Below are 18,330 nucleotides of genomic sequence, written 5' to 3' on the forward strand. Positions count from 1 at the left end.
TCTGCTGCGATGCCCGGCGGCTTAACGGCGACCGGGCCACGGGCGATTAAAAGGTTTCCCAGTTGTCGTCGCTGCGTGCAGCAGCCGGACGACCAACGGCTAACGGTGCTTCTGACTGGAGAGTTTTCATCGCCGTTGTCTTGTTAACGGCCTGAGCGACAAATTCTTTACCAATATTGAACACTGATACCGCTTGTTTTAAGTGACTTGCCTGATCTTCGAGCGCTGCAGCCGCGGCTGCGGACTCTTCGACCAGTGAGGCGTTCTGCTGTGTGACGCGATCCATCTCGGTCACCGCAAGGCCCACCTGGTCAATGCCACGGCTCTGTTCGTCTGATGCCGAGGCGATCTCACTCATGATGTCGGTGACGCGGGTGACCGCGCTGACGATGTTGCTCATCGTGTCACCGGCGCTCTCTACCAGCACCGAGCCAGTATTAACGCGGCTAACCGAATCTTCGATCAGACCTTTGATCTCTTTGGCGGCCTGAGCGCTGCGCTGCGCCAGGCTGCGCACTTCTCCGGCGACTACCGCAAAACCGCGACCCTGTTCACCGGCACGCGCCGCTTCAACCGCCGCATTCAGCGCCAGGATGTTGGTCTGGAAGGCGATGCCATCAATCACACTGGTGATATCGGCAATCTTCTTCGAACTACCCGCAATCTCTTTCATGGTGGTCACCACGCCATCCACCACTTTGCCGCCCTGTTGCGCGGTTTCAGAGGCGGTGTGCGCCAGCTTCGACGCCTGACGGGCGTTTTCGGCATTCTGCTTCACGGTTGCGGTGAGCTGCTCCATGCTGGCAGCGGTCTGCTCCAGCGAAGCGGCCTGCTGTTCAGTTCGTGAAGAGAGATCGTTATTGCCGATGGAAATTTCGCTGGCACCGGTATAGATGGCATCAGAGCCGTCACGAACGGTACGCACAGTGCGCACCAGCTCCTGCTGCATGTGTTGCAGTGAAGTCAGTAACTCACCGATTTCGTTATGCACGTTAATCTCAACCGGCTGGGTCAGATCGCCGCGCGCGATGTGCTGGATATGCTCAATGCTCTGACGCAATGGGCGGATCAGCACGGAACGCATGACGTTCCACACCAGGATAATCATCAGCAGAGTCACGGCCAGTGTGGCGATAACAATAGTGATGGAGCGGCTGTAAGCCTGCTGGTTAGTTTCCACTCCCTGCTGCGCCAGTACTTTATTGTGCTCAAGCCAGGCGCTGTAATCCTTCTGGAACTTGTCCTGGAAACTCTGCGTTGGCTGATCCACAAAACCTTTGAAGTTGCCGTTGGTGAAGAACACCATCAGTTCCGCCAGGGCATCGTGGTAGGCCTTGTAGTTCGCCTGTAACGTCAGGACGTTTTCAGCGGTTTTGTCCTGTTCAGACAGGTTATCGTTAAAGATCTGATAGTTGACTTCAGCTTCTTTCAGCTCCTGGCCGGCCAGGGCGACCAGATCTTTTACGCTGGCACCCGAGCCCGACATCTGTGCATCCTGCAGAAAACGAATACCGGCGCGGTTAAGGGTGTTGCGCGCCTGAACAAGCGAAACCCATGAGGTGCCCATCGCCTGTTGCAATGTATTCAGGCGCTGGTTGTAGGCAAAATTCTCTTTATCTGAACTGACAGTTTTGAAAAACATTCCGCCCGAAAAAAGCTGCAGCAGCGCAAACAGCGCCAGCACACACAGCAGGCCGGAAACGACTCGTACACGACTAAACATAAACACCTCATTGGTTGGCGATTCGTGTTTATTTATCGGCGGAGGCAGGGGGAACTTTATGCATGGCAGCGGCTTTAAGCCGCCGCCATGGTGAAAGGCAGGAAATCAGGCGCGGGAAATTTTGAAAACCGAGACGGCCTGCGTCAGTACGCTGGCCTGCTGCTCCAGAGCCGCCGCCGCAGCGGCAGACTCCTCAACCAGTGAGGCGTTCTGCTGGGTGACGCGATCCATTTCAGTAACGGCCAGACCCACCTGCTCAATACCGCGGCTCTGCTCATCAGACGCCGACGCGATTTCACCCATGATGTCGGTCACGCGGGTCACAGCGCCCACGATCTCATTCATAGTGCTGCCGGCGCTTTCAACCTGCAGTGAACCGCTGTTGACGCGAGATACGGAGTCTTCAATCAGGCCTTTTATCTCTTTCGCAGCCTGGGCGCTGCGCTGTGCCAGACTGCGCACTTCACCCGCTACCACCGCAAAACCGCGACCCTGTTCACCGGCACGCGCCGCTTCAACGGCTGCGTTCAGCGCCAGGATGTTGGTCTGGAAAGCGATGCCGTCGATCACGCTGATGATGTCAGCGATTTTCTTCGAGCTGCCGGCGATCTCTTTCATGGTCGTAACCACGCCATTCACCACTTTACCGCCCTGCTGCGCGGTTTCGGAGGCGGTCAGCGCCAGCTGTGACGCCTGACGGGCGTTATCAGCATTCTGCTTCACCGTGGCGGTGAGCTGCTCCATGCTGGCTGCAGTCTGCTCCAGTGAGGCGGCCTGCTCTTCGGTGCGGGACGAAAGGTCGTTGTTACCGGCGGCGATTTCGCTGGCACCGGTGAAGATGGCGTCTGAGCCGTCACGGACATTACCGACGGTCATCACCAGCGACTGCTGCATCTCATGGATGCCGGCGGCCAGCTGGCTCATTTCATTACGACCTTCAACCATAATCGGCTGGGTCAGATCGCCAGAGGCGATAGCGCGAATCTGTGCCAGCAGCTGTTGCAGCGGCTGAATCAGCACCTGACGCAGGCCAAACCAGCAGGTAATAATCACCGCCAGCACCACAACACCAATGGTGGCCAGCAGCCACATCATCTGGGTAAAGGCTTTCTGATTCTTCTCCATACCCTTATCGGAAAGTGCAGTCTGGAGCGCACGCCATTTGTCATAGCTGCCCTGCATCGCCACCTGCTTCTGCTCAATATTCTGTTTGAACATGCCTTCCAGGTCGCGCGCTTGCAGACTTTTCACCATCGCTTTCAGGCCGTTTTCGTAATTGGTGTAGTCGGCTTCCAGCTTATCGCCCAGCGTCTCATCAAGACCGGGCGTGGTAGGCAGATGGTAATAGATTTTGAAGTGGCGATCGGCTTCCACCAGCTGCTTATTGGCTTTATTGATCAGCTCTTCAAGCTGACCGCCGTTCATCTGTGATGCCATGCTGGTCTGTAAGCGCAGCATGCCGCGGTTCAGCGTAGTACGGCTGTTGTTTAAGGAAATATAGGCATCCGTCATCTCGGTGACATTGCGATTAGAGACCTGTGACAGTGCAAAGGACTCTTTGTCTTTATTGAGAGCTGACCAGAAAAGGCTGCCAGCGACTAACTGGAGCGCGCCAAAGATAACCAGGACTGCGATTAAACTGGTCACCACTTTTATTTTTTTTAACATCATGTTCCCCTGCAGGTTAATTTAGGTGCAGCGCCTATATCGGCGATATAGCGGGATTAATTAACGCTTTTCGGCGCTTTCAGGAGAGAAGTGGCTTTTGTAATTATTTTTATCAGCAGGCGCTGCTGAGTTTGGTTTTAAGCAGAGGAATAAAGGGGGTGGCTGCGCATCCCGCAGGATGCGCAGCTTTACATCAGAAGGTTTCCCAGTGCGTATCACTGACCGGGGCCGTCAGGGCTTTGCGGGGAGCCATATTCGCCGTGGCGGGCGCGGCAATCGGCAGATGCCTGGTCAGCGTCTGCCTGGCTTCACGTTTGATCCTGAAGACAGATACGGCCTGGCTTAAGCGGCTGGCCTGATCTTCCAGCGAGGCGGCCGCCGCAGCGGACTCCTCCACCAGCGAGGCGTTCTGCTGGGTCACGCGATCCATCTCGGTGACCGCCTGACCGACCTGATCGATCCCGCGACTCTGCTCGTCCGACGCCGAGGCGATTTCGCCCATAATGTCGGTGACGCGCGTAACCGCACTGACGATATCGCTCATGGTTTCCCCGGCGGTACCGACCAGTTGCGAACCGACATTAACCCGGTTCACGGAGTCATCAATCAGGCCTTTAATCTCTTTGGCTGCCTGGGCGCTGCGCTGCGCCAGATTACGCACCTCGCCTGCGACCACCGCAAAACCACGCCCCTGTTCCCCGGCGCGCGCCGCTTCAACCGCCGCATTAAGCGCCAGGATATTGGTCTGGAACGCGATGCCATCAATCACGCTGGTGATATCCGCAATCTTCTTCGAGCTGCCCGCGATTTCGCTCATCGTTTTCACCACGCCAGCCACTACGTTGCCGCCTTTTTCTGCGGTTTCGGAGGCGCTGAGTGCCAGCTGTGAGGCCTGGCGGGCATTTTCGGCGTTCTGCTTCACGGTCGCAGTGAGCTGCTCCATGCTGGCCGCCGTCTGCTCCAGTGAGGCAGCTTGCTGCTCGGTGCGGGCAGAAAGGTCGTTGTTCCCGGCAGAGATCTCACTGGCACCGGTGAAGATCGCATCCGATCCTTCACGCACGTTGGTCACGGTGCGCACCAGCGACTGCTGCATGTCATGCAGGCTGGCCGCGAGCTGGGTCATCTCGTTGCGCCCTTCCACCACGATCGGCTGGGTTAAATCGCCCTGGGCGATGTGCTGAATGTGATTAATGCTGCTGTTAAGCGGCGTCATCACAATTTTGCGCAGGCCAAACCAGCACAGCACGATTACCGCGACCACGGCAGCCATGATGGTGGAGAGGATCCACATCATACGACTGTAGGCACTGCTGTTCTCTGCCACGCCCAGCGTGGTCAGACGACTCTGGTCGGCTCGCCACTCACGGTAGAGTGTTAAAAATGCACTCTGGCTCGGTGCCACCGGGGCTTTACCGGCCGCGGCCATATCATTGACCTGCAGCGCGCTCTGCAAACTGCTCAGCGCACCGGCATAGTCGCCGAAGCGCTGGTCAAGCTGGTTATTGAGTTGCTGGTTCTGTCCTGGTGTATCTGGCGTCTCTTTGAACGTCTTGTAGAAACCCTCTGCGGCCTGCTGGAAGCGCTGACTGTCTTCAAACAGCGAAGCGACATCGGCCGTTTTGCCTTCCAGTTTACTGGTGGCAAAACGCAGCTGAATGCGGGTCAGCAGAACACGGCTCTGGTTAAGGCTCATATAGGCGTCGTTAAGCGCCTGCGTATTTTGCATGGCCAGCTGGGAAACAGCGAAGCTTTGCTTATCGTGGCTTAATGCGGAGTAAAAGACAGAACCGGAGAAGGCCTGTAACAGACCGAACACCAGCAACACCAGTAACAGGCTGGTGACAACACGGATTTTCGTTAACATGAGTAACCCTGAACAAAGTAGGTAATTAAAAAGTGACTCAGGGATTATCGGCAGGTAAAAGCAGGAAATTAGGGAAGGGAGAGGCTTTATAATGTGCTTTTAAAGGAATTATTACGCATCGGAACTATCACGGGCCAGCCAGAACCGGCCCGTGATGATTCGATTACGCGCTACGCAGGTTATCAACCAGCGCCATCTCGTCGCTGCTCAGCAGTTTCTCGATGTCGACCAGAATCAGCATGCGGTCACCGAGTGCACCCAGACCCGTCATGTACTCGGTAGACATGGTCACAGCGAACTCAGGTGAAGGACGGATCTGATCCTGGGTCAGTGACAGCACGTCAGAGACGCCATCAACCACGATACCGACCACACGGTTTTCCAGATTCAGCACGATAACCACGGTGTTTTCATTGTACTCAACATCGGGCTGCGCAAATTTCACACGCAGATCGATAATCGGCACGATAACGCCACGCAGGTTAGTTACACCGCGGATGAATTCAGGGGTATTCGCAATACGTGTTACCTGATCGTAACCGCGAATTTCCTGAACTTTGAGGATATCGATGCCGTACTCTTCGTCGCCCAGCGTGAAGACCAGAAACTCCTGACCCACGGTTTCGCCAGCGATTTTTGTCACGGTTGCCATTCCATTCATGTTATTTACCCTTTCGTTATCAATCAGGCGGCAGCGCCAGCCACACGTTTTTCACGGTTAAGTGATTGCAGTGCTGAAACATCAACAATCAGCGCTACGCTACCATCGCCAAGAATGGTGGCAGCTGAGATGCCCGGCACTTTGCGATAGTTACTTTCAAGGTTCTTCACCACCACCTGATGTTGGCCAATCAGCTGATCGACCAGCAGCGCATAGCGTTTGCCCGCGCTTTGCAGGATCACCACGATGCCCTGGGTGGCTTCGGTTTTGGCTTCCTGCACATCAAAGACTTTCCACAGCTCAACCAGCGGCAGATATTCGCCACGCACTTCCAGCACGCACTCGCCACCGGCCATCGGTTTCAGATCTTCATCGCGCGGTTGCAGCGACTCCATCACCGCATTCAGCGGCAGAATAAAGACTTCATCGGCGACGCGAACGGACATGCCATCAAGGATGGCCAGCGTCAGCGGCAGCAGGATACGGATGGTGGTGCCTTTGCCCTGCTTCGAGGCGATTTCGACGTGACCGCCCATCTCCTGAATATTTCGTTTCACCACGTCCATACCGACGCCGCGTCCGGAAACATCCGTCACCTGCTCTGCCGTAGAGAAGCCTGGTGCGAAGATCAGCATGCCGACTTCTTCGTCGCTCATGTTCTCGTGAACCGGCAGGCCTGATGACAGTGCCTTCGCCAGAATACGTTCACGGTTCAGACCAGCACCGTCATCAGAGACTTCGATGCAGATGTTGCCGCCCTGATGTTCCGCTGAAAGCGTCAGGTTACCGGTGGCCACTTTACCGGCCACCAGACGTTTCTCTGGGGTTTCGATACCGTGGTCAAGGCTGTTACGCACCAGGTGCGTTAATGGATCGATGATGCGTTCAATCAGGCTCTTATCGAGTTCGGTTGAGCTGCCCAGCAGAGTCAGTTCGACCTCTTTGCCGAGTTTGCTCGCCAGGTCACGCACCAGACGCGGGAAGCGGCTGAAGACATATTCCATCGGCATCATACGAATCGACATCACCGATTCCTGCAGATCGCGGGCGTTACGCTCCAGCTGACCCATGCTGTTCAGCAGGTCGCCGTGCGCCACCGGATCCAGTTCACCGGAACGCTGAGCAAGCATTGACTGGGTAATCACCAGTTCGCCCACCAGGTTAATCAGCTGATCGACCTTCTCTACCGCCACACGGATACTGGTGGATTCGCTTCCTTTGGCAGGTGCCGCGGCACGCTTACTTTCACGCTTCACTGCTGCCACCGGCAGTTCAGTGACGGTCGCGGTGTGAACTTCTTCCACTACCGGTGCAGCGACTTCGGCAACTGCAGCAGCCGGGGCGGCTTCATCAGCGGCCGGGAAGCGGATCTGCGCTTCGTCGATCACGAAGCAGAGCACCGCCACGATGTCATCTTTACCGACGCCATCAATGCAGACGTCCAGCATGTTGCTGCCTTTCTGCACATTGGTCAGAGTGCCGAGATTGCTCATCTCTTCCAGCATCAGATCGACTTCTTTCTCTTTAAGATCGATCAACTGGACACGAAGGCCGCTGTTGCTGGCAGGCTCTGCGCTGGCAGTAGCAACACTGGCCGGTGCGTCAACCGGCAGACCTTTGGCCTCTAACGCCAGCTGGCGCAGCGCTTCACAGATATATTTGAAGCTTTCCGCGTTAGGCTCCTGCGCGGTTTTATAAGCATCGAGCTGTTCCTGCATAATATCTTTGGTTTCCAAAAACAGGTTGATGATGTCGGTGCTGAGCTGCATCTCGCCGCGACGAGCACCATCCAGAATGTTTTCCAGGATATGAGTTGTTTCCTGTAATACCGTAAAACCAAAGGTTCCGGCCCCACCCTTAATGGAGTGAGCGGCACGGAAGATGGCGTTAAGCTGTTCCGAATCTGGCTCCTGCGGGTCTAAACCCAACAGGTGTTGTTCCATATCCGCTAATAGCTCATCGGCTTCATCAAAAAACGTCTGGTAAAAATCGCTGATGTCCATACTCACGGGAATCACCTCGGCTGTGAGGGGGCTGCTGTATTCACCGCGCTGCCTGGTGTTGCAGGTGCGGTAATCTGTTGGATAGCCGCCGGATCGCTGATCTGGACGGCATCACTTTCTGCGTTCTCTTTTTCTATTGCCACTTCGGTGTCGTGGTTCAACACCAGCAGGCTGATGCGGCGGTTAACTGCGTCATTACCGCCACGATTTTTCAGGCTCATGGTGTCGGCCATGCCTAACACCCGTAAAATTTTTCCGCTGTCTAAGCCGCCCGTCACCAGTTCACGGCGTGAGGCGTTAGCGCGGTCGGCCGACAGTTCCCAGTTGCTGTAGCCTTTATCCCCGTTGGCATACTGAAAATCATCGGTATGTCCGGCCAGGCTGATGCGGTTCGGGATGTCGTTAAGGATGGGCGCTATGGCACGCAGAATATCGCGCATATAAGGCTCCACCTCGGCCCGACCGGTCTTAAACATCGGGCGATTCTGGCTGTCGATAATCTGAATACGCAGCCCCTCTTCCACCATGTTGATGATCAGATGCGGGCGCAGCGCTTTCAGGCGTGGATCCGCTTCAATCAACTGGTCGAGCTTTTCACGCAAACGGTTAAGGCGAATCTCATCCAGCTTGCGTTTCTGCGCGTCCATATCGACGACTTTGTTCACTTCGCCAATCTTTTTCGTTGGATCATCACCGCCGCCGGGGATCGGGCTTTCGCTGTCGCTGCTGCGCGCCCCGCCGGTAATCGCTACCTTCAGCGGTGTTTTGAAGTAGTCTGCTATCTGCACCAGCTCCTGCGGGTTGGCAATAGACAGCAGCCACATCACCATAAAAAAGGCCATCATCGCCGTCATAAAGTCGGCGTAGGCAATCTTCCACGAACCGTGGCTGCCTTCATGGCCTTTATGTTTGCGCTTTTTGATCAGCACAATTGGGCGATTGCCGTGTTTCATGAAGCCTCGTCAGAAGTCTGTTTAGCCGGGTTCTTAGCGTTACGTACGTGCTCTTCGAGTTCGCTGAACGATGGGCGCTCAGCGGAGTAAAGCGTCTTACGACCAAACTCCACCGCAATCTGCGGCGCGTAACCATTCAGGCTCGACAGCAATGTCACCTTAATGCACTGCATCATCTTGGTGGTTTCCGCACACTTCTGACGCAGCACCGATGACAGCGGAGAGACAAACCCATAGGCCAGTAAAATGCCCAGGAAGGTTCCCACCATCGCATGCGCCACCAGCGCACCCAGCTCAGCGGCCGGACGGTCTGCAGAAGCCAGCGCATGGACCACGCCCATTACCGCAGCGACAATGCCGAATGCAGGAAGACCATCACCGACTGCAGCAATACTTTGCGCTGGTACGTCACACTCGTGTTCGTAGGTCTCAATCTCTTCATCCATCAACGCTTCGATTTCAAAGGCGTTCATGTTGCCACTCACCATCAGGCGTAAATAGTCAGTAATAAAATCTACTAACTGTTTATCGGCAAGAATGCGGGGATAATTAGCAAAGATTTCACTCTGACTCGGATCTTCAATATCGCGTTCCAGCGATAACATCCCCTGCTGACGTGACTTCGCCATCAGGCGATAAAGCAGCGCCATTAAATCCATGTAAACGGCTTTGTTGTATTTAGAGCCGCGAAATAACTTAGGCAGCGCTTTCAGCGTTTTTTTAATCGATTTGCCATTGTTGCCGACTAAAAAAGCACCGGCACCCGCACCCCCGATCATTAATAATTCGGCTGGCTGATAAAGCGCGCCCAGATGGCCACCTACCAACGCATATCCGCCCAACACGGAGCCTAAAACAATCAGGTAACCTATAATTATCAGCACAAAAATATCCTTACGTCCGTAACGTGTTGGTGGAAGTTAAGCCAGAGAGCCGCAGGTGTTATTCCTGAACCGCAAGCAAAAAAAAAGCAGCGGTATTAACCGCTGCTGGATGGCTTCCACAATGCGAACAAACTTAAACGGCGTGTTTAACCTGTTCATCCAGCAGTTGTGGAAACATATCGGCAGGTTCTGCAGAAAGTTTACGTCTTTTTACGGCACGTGATGGCGGCTGGCACAGGCTGCAGGTAAAGCTGCCAACCGGCTGATGCGCATGGTTAATAAAGCTGCCGTTGCAGCTCTTACAATCTGTCAGTTCCAGCATACCGCTATCAACGAATCGGACCAGGGTCCAGGCACGAGTCAGCGCCAACAGCGGGCCCTCGTCCGATTGAGGACACTGTTCAAGATACAGGCGGTAGGCTTTGATCACGGCATCGACGCCGCTGCACAGGCCAGTTTTCAGTAAAAACTTCCAGGCGTTACAGAACATAGAAGCATGGATGTTCTGCTCCCACGTCATAAACCAGTCCGTAGAGAACGGCAGCATGCCTTTCGGTGGCGGACTGCCACGTAATTCTTTATAGAGCTTGATCAGACGACCACGGCTCAGCTGCGTTTCACTCTCTAACATCTGTAAGCGCGCACCTAAAGTGATGAGTTCCATCGCGAGATGAATATCACGTGCTTCCTGAACAATACTTTTCTCACTCATGACATTGCTCTCTTTTTAGCAGGCGCTTCATCTTTAGACGCATTACGCAGTAAACGGCTGGATAATAAAATTCCAGTGTGGATTTGTTGTAAATCATCCACGCGTGATTCCTGCGTCAAACGATTAATGGTGCTGCTTTCGGTAAAACGAAACTGGCAAACCAGCTGGTTGGTTTCCGCCATTTTCACCATCTCAGGCAATGTTAATTCAGATAATGTGTTTGCCATTTTTTCGTCAATTCCGAGACGAAACATTGCAGAAGCTTTATCCTGGTTAATTAAACGCTGCGCAAGCAGTAAATAAGACAAATTGAGATCGTAAATAGGTTTCAGTACTTCAGAGGTATTCATTATTTTTCCATCCTGAGAGATGCGACGTAACTGTATCGCAGAGTAAACTCTGCGGTTCGAGCTGCTGTTTGTTAAATCAAAAGATGGCAAAAAAACTTCACATAACCTTAATGTCACTGTTTTCGCCTTCTGCTTTTGTGTGGGTTTCAGACCCACCGAAGGTCGAAAATCCATGCCATTCTATTTTCGAGTTCTGGACATCTTCCGTGACATCTTCTTACGTTTTTTAGGACTATTCCGAAAACAAGGCAAATCTATATCGTCTGATTTCGACATACAACGACAGGGAAGCGTAATTTTAGATAAAGTGTGACGCAGATCACACTTTTAACGCAAATTTCTTCAGCAAACCTTTACGGTTCCTTACCTGCTGGTCGTTTTTTGCACAAAAAAACCCGATTTTAAGTCCAATTGGTCCTGAGAAAGGTTTAATAGGGGGTAAAACCATCGCTATTCGACGCTTTGAGTAGTCCGGAATGAATATCGAGTGTTAATCGTTTTAACACCCTATTTAGAACCAGATAAACAATAGTTATCAGAACATTATGCTGGAAAGGCAGTCAGGTAATTGCTGTTAAATTAGTTACTTATGGTGAGTATCGCAGGGTGTGAGTAATGAAATCGTTAAGGTTTCTACGGTATCAGGGGAGATTTATGGCAACCTGGTATTAACAGTGACAGCAGTGTGTTCAGGCTCCGATACCCGATGTAACAAGGGGTTACATAAGAAAGTCGAATGAATTAACGAGGGGTTATGCGTTGGCACTATTACTATCGGCAGCATGAAGAAAAACTTGAGTAATGAAGGTAAAGAAAGCGGCAGAGCCTGATAGGACGGGGTTTGCGGGTTCGCTTGCATGAATCGGGCCACCCGGCACGATAACTCAAGCTGCCAGCGTGCTAGCGCTACAGGGGGCCAATAACAGATACCGGACGGGCTTTCTGTGATCGGGGCCAAAAAAAAGCAGCGATACCACCGTGAGGGTATCGCTGCTTTCAACACCTGAATCAGGACTTATTTCAGGCGAGTTTTGGGAAGGTTGCGACCTTATTGGCCGTACTGTGGTCAACGCTGCGTGGGTCAATGCGCTCCAGGTCTTTCAGGAAGCTTTCACGCCATGCGGTAATATCATTTTTACGCAATACCGCCATCATATCGTTGTAGCGTGAAATCCTTTCAGTACGCGGCATGGTAATCGCCTTGTCCAGCGCGGCGGCTACTTCATCACGGTCATAAGGATTCACTATCAGCGCTGAGGTCAGCTCGTTGGCCGCCCCGGCAAAGCGCGACAGCACCAGTACACCTGGATCGTCGGGGTCCTGCGCAGCCACATACTCTTTCGCCACCAGGTTCATACCGTCACGCAGCGGCGTCACAAGACCGACATCGGTCAGGCGGAAGATCTTCATCAACAGGCGACGGTCGAAATGCTGGTTAAGGTAGTAGAGCGGGGTCCAGCCCAGCGTACCGTACTTACCGTTGATGCGCCCAGCTTCGGTCTCCAGCTGATGACGGATATCCTGGTACGCCTGCACATCGCCACGCGAGGTTGGCGCGATCTGCGAATAGCGGATCTTGCCGCGATGCTCCGGGAAGTTTTCCAGCAGCGCTTCATATGCAAGAAAACGCTCAGGCAGACCTTTGGAATAATCGAGACGTTCGCAGGCAATGATATTGCGTGCATCGCCCAGCTCTTTCTTCATGGCAGCCATTTTCGGCGGCAGTGATCCTTCGGCCATCTCTTTAATACTGTCTGGCTCAATCCCGATCGGATAGACCTCAGTCATAAAGGTGTTGCCAAAGGCGCGATGCTTTTTGTCGCCCTTATTCTGCAGCTGCGTAAGCTGGCTGACGCTGTCGAGGAATGCCACCCGATCCGAGTCGGTCTGGAAGCCCAGCAGGTCATATTCACACAGCATTTCCAGCAACTCTTTATGTGGAGGCAGCGCATTGAAGATTTCAGGCGTCGGGAACGGAATATGCAGGAAGAAACCGATGCGGTTATTAATACCCGCCCGACGCAGTGCGGCGGCAAACGGTAAAAAGTGATAATCGTGGATCCAGACAATATCATCAGGCTTGATCAGCGGTTTTAAACGCTGCGCCACCGAATCATTGACGTCGCAATACCCTTCCCACGCTTCACGCTGGAACTGCACCAGGTCGAGGCGATAATGGAAGGCGGGCCAGATAACTGTATTGGAGAACTGGCAATAATAGAGATCGTAATCGTTCTGGCTCAGCGGGAACGAGGCATACTCAATACCCTCATGCTCCTGAACCTTGACGTCTTCAACGTCTTCGCCTGTGAACTCGCTGATTTCACCGTTCCAGCCAAACCACATTCCACCGGTGCTTTTCAGTGCATCGAGGATACCGACGGCCAGGCCACCAGCGCTGGTTTTAGACCCATCTGGCATGGCGACACGGTTAGATACAACCACTAAACGACTCATAACCTAAACTCCTTACCGACGTTGTCTTGCTCTAATAGTAATAATGTTCTTTCCAGCCAGCCGTAAACCGCATCGACATCAGTAAGCCGATAATCGGCCTGGCTGGAACCTTCGCCGACTTTGATCGAGACGCCCTGCCGTTCATTGACGGCCAGAAAGCCCTTCTCATCAGTGAGATCGTCGCCAATAAAGACCGGCGTACGTCCGGCAAAAGGGGACTGCTGCATAAAGTCACCAATGGCGGCGCCTTTATCGATACCTGCGGGTTTAATCTCAACCACACATTTTCCCGGCTGAAGTGCCAGTCCGGGGAAACGCTTCACGGACTGCTCAGCCAGTCGCATCACATCCTGCTCATGCTGCATCGCCTGACGATAATGAAGGGCAAAGGCCATGCCTTTGATCTCCAGCTGCGTGCCAGGCCAGGAAGCCATCGCCTCCTGCAGTTCGGCTCTGAGCGGTTGCTCGACCTCCACCGGCAGGCTGATGCGTTGCAAATTACCCTCTGCATCACGGCGCTCAGCACCATGTACGCCCGCAGCCGGGCCGTGCCACGGCGCGGCCAGCGCATCAAGTTGCTCTATGGGTCTGCCGGAAACCAGCGCAAGTGCGCCCCCGGAAAGTGCAGAAAGCTGCTGGAGTTGTGCGATGACCTGCTCAGGAATGAATACCGCTTCGGGACGGGACTGAATCGCTGCCAGCGTGCCATCGACATCAAAAAAGAAGGCATACTGCCCGCTCGTTAATGTCGGGTACCTGGCATGGGTGTCTGCCGCTTGTGTCACGTTACGTCTCCTGAAAATCGAAATTTAATAAAACATTGAGTTAAAACAAGAATGTCCTGACGCAGTCAGGTCAGCAAGCGGGAAATTCTGATAAAGCGGTGATTGAGGGATAAAACGTGGTGATTGGATAGGTCACTCTCCTCAAACTTGCAAGCGCATTGCTGACAATACTGCCTAACTGAGAACATCTTCACATTAAGTGTAGTCATTAACAGGGGTTATGCCAGAAAGATGCAGGTTTCATGCCAGCCGCTGCGGTTAAATCCGCATAAAAGGTACCGTTCTTATTGGCATTGTTTCAGAAGAACAAACCGGACCCGATCCGCGGCTGGCTGGAGTCATCGTCAGAATGCTCTCTGTACAGAGTACCAGCCCTGAACCTTAAGCTTCTTAAGGTATTCCTAATATTGAAAGCGCAATCTCGTGACACTTTTATTACTCCGGTTCCTGCTCACATGGCGTTTACCCTGAAGAGGCCGCTGATTAGCCGCCTTACGTTGCTGATTCTGGCTGCGGTTTATATCGCGGTTTTCCTTAATATTGCCTATTACCGTCAGGTACTGGCGGTGATGCCGCTGGACAACCTGCATACTACGCTGGTGTTTTTATCGATGCCGCTGGTCGCCTTTAGCGTGATTAATATCGTGATTACACTGGCCTCGTTTATCTGGCTGGATCGGCTACTGGCCGCGCTGTTTATTCTGCTCTGCGCGTCGGCACAGTATTTTATTCAGACCTATAACATCGTGGTCGATCGCTCAATGATCACCAACATGATGGATACCACCGCGTCGGAAACCTTTGCGCTGATTACGCCGAAGTTGCTGCTCACCCTGTTCACTTCAGGCGTGCTGATGGCGCTGCTGGTGTTCTGGCCGCGAATCAAAAAACAGCAGTGGCGCGGCGTACTGGCGCGACTGCTCAGCGTGCTGCTGTCAGCCGCGCTGATCGTGCTGATCGCCCTGCTCTTCTATAAAGATTACGCTTCGCTGTTCCGCAACAACCGCGAGCTGGTAAAAGCACTCAGCCCGTCTAACAGTATTGCGGCGACGCTCTCCTGGTATAAGCATGAGCAGTTGCAGAACGCGCCGCTGATTCGTATCGGTGAAGATGCGCACCTGCAGCCCAGCCGCACCAGCGGCAAGCCGAATCTGACGATTCTGGTGCTGGGCGAAACCTCGCGCGCGCAAAACTTCTCGCTGGGCGGTTATGGTCGTCTGACCAATCCCTTACTGGCGAAAGATGATGTGATCTATTTCCCGCACACCACCTCGTGCGGCACGGCGACAGCTGTTTCTGTGCCCTGCATGTTTTCTAACATGCCGCGCGCTCATTATGATGATGTGCTGGCCGCGCACCAGGAGGGACTGCTGGATGTCATTCAGCGTGCCGGGATCAGCGTGTTGTGGAATGAGAACGATGGCGGCTGTAAAGGTGCCTGCGATCGCGTTCCGCATCAGGATATGACCAGCCTGAATCTGCCGGGCATGTGTATTGATGGCGAATGTTATGACGACGTGCTGTTCCACGGGCTGGATGAATACATCAGCCAGTTAAAAGGCAACGCGGTAATTGTGCTGCACACCATCGGCAGTCATGGCCCGACATACAGCCATCGCTATCCGCCGCAGTTCCGTCAGTTTGAACCGACCTGTGACACCAACCAGATTCAGGACTGTTCGCAACAGCAACTGGTCAATACCTATGACAACACGCTGGTCAATGTGGATCATATCGTCGATAAGGCTATAAATGTCCTGCGTGCGCATCAGGATCGCTTCACCACCAGCCTGGTCTATCTTTCTGACCACGGCGAATCGCTGGGTGAAAATGGGGCTTACCTGCATGGCCTGCCCTATGCTATCGCACCGGATACCCAGAAACATGTGCCGCTGCTGATCTGGCTTTCCGATGATTATCAGAAACGTTATGCGGTTAATCGCGGCTGCCTGAATAAACTGGCGGCGACAGACGATTTTTCACAGGATAATCTGTTCTCAACCATGCTGGGATTAACCGGCACCGCGACCCACGAATATGTGCCTGCGGATGATATTTTGACGTCGTGTCGGAGCCAACCCTAATGAAGATACTGATAGTTGAAGATGACGCCCTGCTGCTGCAGGGTCTGATGCTGGCGCTGGAAGGCGAAGGCTATGTCTGCGACGGCGTGACGCGGGTGCGGGATGCTGAAGCGCACTTCGCCAGCGGCCTGTATAGTCTGGTGGTGCTGGACCTTGGCCTGCCGGACGAAGATGGCCTGCATTTCCTGATACGACTGCGTCGCCAGAAGAAGATGACGCCGGTGCTGATCCTGACCGCGCGCGACACCATCAACGAGCGCATTGCCGGGCTTGACGCCGGCGCGGACGATTATCTGATCAAACCGTTCTCACTGGATGAGTTGCTGGCGCGTATCCGCGCGCTGATCCGCCGTCACGTTAATCAGGGCGACAGTCATGTCAGAGTGGGTGCGCTGGCGCTGGATATGACTCATCGTCAGATCATGCTCAATGAGGTGCTGCTGGATCTGACACCTAAAGAGTTTGCGATTCTGTCACGGCTGATGCTTAAGGCTGGGAATCCGGTACACCGTGAAATTCTCTACCAGGATATCTATAACTGGGAGACCGAGCCTTCTACTAATACCCTGGAAGTGCACATTCATAATCTGCGCGACAAAATTGGCAAAAGCGCCATCCGCACCGTGCGCGGTTTTGGTTATGCACTGGTGACGCAGGATGGCGTTCGCGAGGCAACATGATAAGACGTTTCGATCACCGCAGTATGCGCTTTCGCCTCATCCTGACCATTGGTCTGATCCTGCTGGTATTCCAGGTCATCAGCGTGGTCTGGCTGTGGCATGAGAGTAAAGAGCAGATTCAGTTTCTGGTAGAGGCGCAGTTGCAAAAGCGCAACATGGACAGTCACGTTAAGCGTGAAGTACATGAAGCGGTGGCCAGTCTGGCGGTGCCAAGTCTGGTGATGATTACCCTGACGCTGCTCCTCTGCTATCAGGCGGTGAAGTGGATCACCCGGCCGCTGTATCAGTTGCAGCGTGAGCTGGAGAGTCGCAGCGAAGAGAATCTCGAACCCGTCGCCTGTTACAGTCAGGTCCATGAGATCGATGCGGTCACTCAGGCGATCAACCAGTTGGTTGCCCGCCTGAACACCAGTCTGGAACGCGAACGGTTGTTCACAGCCGACGTGGCGCATGAGTTGCGCACGCCGCTGGCGGGATTACGTCTGCATCTGGAGTTAATCGAACGTAACAGCGATGTCAAAGTTCAGCCGCTGGTGCAGCGCCTGGATCAGATGACGCACAGCGTGTCGCAGTTGCTGAATCTGGCGCGTGCCGGACAGTCGTTTACCTCTGGCACCTATCAGAACGTCGGGCTGATCGAAGATGTCATTCTGCCGATGGAGGCGGAGCTGAGTATTATGCTGGAGGCGCATCAGCAGACGCTGGTGCTCGATCTGCCCCAGGAGCAGTTTGTGCGCGGGGATGCCACGCTGCTGAAGATGCTGCTGCGCAATCTGGTGGAGAACGCCCATCGCTATAGCCCGGATAACAGCACTATCACTGTGCAGCTGCTATCTGTTCCACACCCCATGATGGTGGTGGAAGATGAGGGGCATGGCATTGATGAGAGTAAAAGTGGCGAGCTGAGTAAAGCGTTTATCCGGATGGACAGCCGCTACGGCGGTATCGGACTCGGGCTGAGCATTGTCAGCCGCATCGTCCAGCTACACCGGTTTCAGTTTTTTTTGGGGAATCGTCGCGACCGAAGCGGTTGTCGTGCCGTGGTGAAGTTTTAAGCGCTGAACCACGCGGAAAGGAACAGAACGACCGTGGCTGCGGCAATCAGCAGTGCAGCATACTCACTCATCGGACGCGGAGCAGTCACAGACAGGGCAACAGGAGCAGTTTTCATAGCATCATCCTCAGTTAAAGCAGGCAGTATCGCGATTGCATATTAAGGAAACCTTAAGCTCGCGACACTGCCGCTAAAAATGTCTGCCCTGCCGGACGCCGCCATCAACCTCGCATTTCTGCCCGCTGACACGCCTGCTGCATCCGCCCGGTGCTCTACACTTAATGGCACCATTCCGTTTAAGGAGTTACGCCATGAGCCAACGCATGCACAAATATGCTTTTCCGGTCAGCAAAGCCCGCAAGTACCTTGAACCCGGGCCGGTGCTGCTGCTCAGTTCCCAGTATCAGGATCAGCACGACATCATGACGCTCGGCTGGCACACGGTGCTGGAG

At 53.9% G+C, this 18,330-nt stretch carries 14 protein-coding genes and 1 pseudogene; 4 read left to right on the forward strand and 11 right to left on the reverse strand.

Features of this window, described 5'->3' with window-relative positions:
* Positions 1–46: 46 nt before the first annotated feature.
* The 11 genes from AC2LB6_RS21175 to otsB all read right to left on the reverse strand — a co-directional run bounded on the left by AC2LB6_RS21175 (position 47) and on the right by otsB (position 14,060).
* Positions 47–1,723, reverse strand: a complete 1,677-nt coding sequence (locus AC2LB6_RS21175) for a methyl-accepting chemotaxis protein (protein ID WP_490095010.1) — start codon at positions 1,721–1,723, stop codon at positions 47–49.
* A gap of 105 nt (positions 1,724–1,828) precedes the next feature.
* On the reverse strand, positions 1,829–3,391 hold the full coding sequence (locus AC2LB6_RS21180) for a methyl-accepting chemotaxis protein (RefSeq protein ID WP_490095019.1): 1,563 nt from the start codon (positions 3,389–3,391) through the stop codon (positions 1,829–1,831).
* Positions 3,392–3,584: 193 nt separating this feature from the next.
* Positions 3,585–5,255: a methyl-accepting chemotaxis protein gene (locus AC2LB6_RS21185; RefSeq protein WP_490095011.1), complete on the reverse strand. Its 1,671-nt coding sequence runs from the start codon at positions 5,253–5,255 to the stop codon at positions 3,585–3,587.
* Between the two features lie 163 nt (positions 5,256–5,418).
* The gene (cheW, locus tag AC2LB6_RS21190; protein ID WP_090960141.1) at positions 5,419–5,916 is read right to left on the reverse strand and encodes a chemotaxis protein CheW; all 498 of its coding nucleotides are present in this window, start codon (positions 5,914–5,916) and stop codon (positions 5,419–5,421) included.
* 23 nt (positions 5,917–5,939) lie between these two features.
* Entirely contained in the window at positions 5,940–7,919 is a 1,980-nt protein-coding gene (gene cheA, locus AC2LB6_RS21195) for a chemotaxis protein CheA (protein WP_490095020.1), read from the reverse strand.
* A gap of 11 nt (positions 7,920–7,930) precedes the next feature.
* Entirely contained in the window at positions 7,931–8,872 is a 942-nt protein-coding gene (gene motB, locus AC2LB6_RS21200; protein ID WP_490095012.1) for a flagellar motor protein MotB, read from the reverse strand.
* Positions 8,869–9,756: a flagellar motor stator protein MotA gene (motA, locus tag AC2LB6_RS21205; RefSeq protein ID WP_003849139.1), complete on the reverse strand. Its 888-nt coding sequence runs from the start codon at positions 9,754–9,756 to the stop codon at positions 8,869–8,871. Before motA ends, motB begins: the two co-directional genes overlap by 4 nt.
* A gap of 133 nt (positions 9,757–9,889) precedes the next feature.
* Positions 9,890–10,468, reverse strand: coding sequence for a flagellar transcriptional regulator FlhC (gene flhC, locus AC2LB6_RS21210; protein ID WP_490095013.1), 579 nt, complete (start codon positions 10,466–10,468; stop codon positions 9,890–9,892).
* Positions 10,465–10,818, reverse strand: a complete 354-nt coding sequence (flhD, locus tag AC2LB6_RS21215; RefSeq protein ID WP_090960128.1) for a flagellar transcriptional regulator FlhD — start codon at positions 10,816–10,818, stop codon at positions 10,465–10,467. Before flhD ends, flhC begins: the two co-directional genes overlap by 4 nt.
* A 1,020-nt stretch (positions 10,819–11,838) precedes the next feature.
* On the reverse strand, positions 11,839–13,275 hold the full coding sequence (gene otsA, locus AC2LB6_RS21220) for an alpha,alpha-trehalose-phosphate synthase (protein ID WP_490095014.1): 1,437 nt from the start codon (positions 13,273–13,275) through the stop codon (positions 11,839–11,841).
* A complete protein-coding gene (otsB, locus tag AC2LB6_RS21225; protein ID WP_490095015.1) occupies positions 13,272–14,060 on the reverse strand; it encodes a trehalose-phosphatase in 789 nt (262 codons plus the stop codon). The genes otsA and otsB overlap by 4 nt, the downstream gene beginning before the upstream one ends.
* A 455-nt stretch (positions 14,061–14,515) precedes the next feature.
* On the opposite strand from otsB, the gene eptA reads away from it, so the two are divergent.
* The 4 genes and pseudogenes from eptA to AC2LB6_RS21245 form a co-directional block, all read left to right on the forward strand.
* Positions 14,516–16,144 (forward strand): phosphoethanolamine transferase EptA, encoded by a 1,629-nt coding sequence (eptA, locus tag AC2LB6_RS21230; RefSeq protein WP_490095021.1) that lies wholly within the window; start codon positions 14,516–14,518, stop codon positions 16,142–16,144.
* Positions 16,144–16,824: a two-component system response regulator PmrA gene (gene pmrA, locus AC2LB6_RS21235; protein WP_490095016.1), complete on the forward strand. Its 681-nt coding sequence runs from the start codon at positions 16,144–16,146 to the stop codon at positions 16,822–16,824. Before eptA ends, pmrA begins: the two co-directional genes overlap by 1 nt.
* The gene (pmrB, locus tag AC2LB6_RS21240; protein ID WP_490095017.1) at positions 16,821–17,879 is read left to right on the forward strand and encodes a two-component system sensor histidine kinase PmrB; all 1,059 of its coding nucleotides are present in this window, start codon (positions 16,821–16,823) and stop codon (positions 17,877–17,879) included. The genes pmrA and pmrB overlap by 4 nt, the downstream gene beginning before the upstream one ends.
* Before the next feature lie 310 nt (positions 17,880–18,189).
* Positions 18,190–18,330: pseudogene (locus AC2LB6_RS21245) on the forward strand (flavin reductase family protein); the annotation flags it as partial.

This window comes from Pantoea sp. RCC30.1 (genome assembly GCF_058148845.1).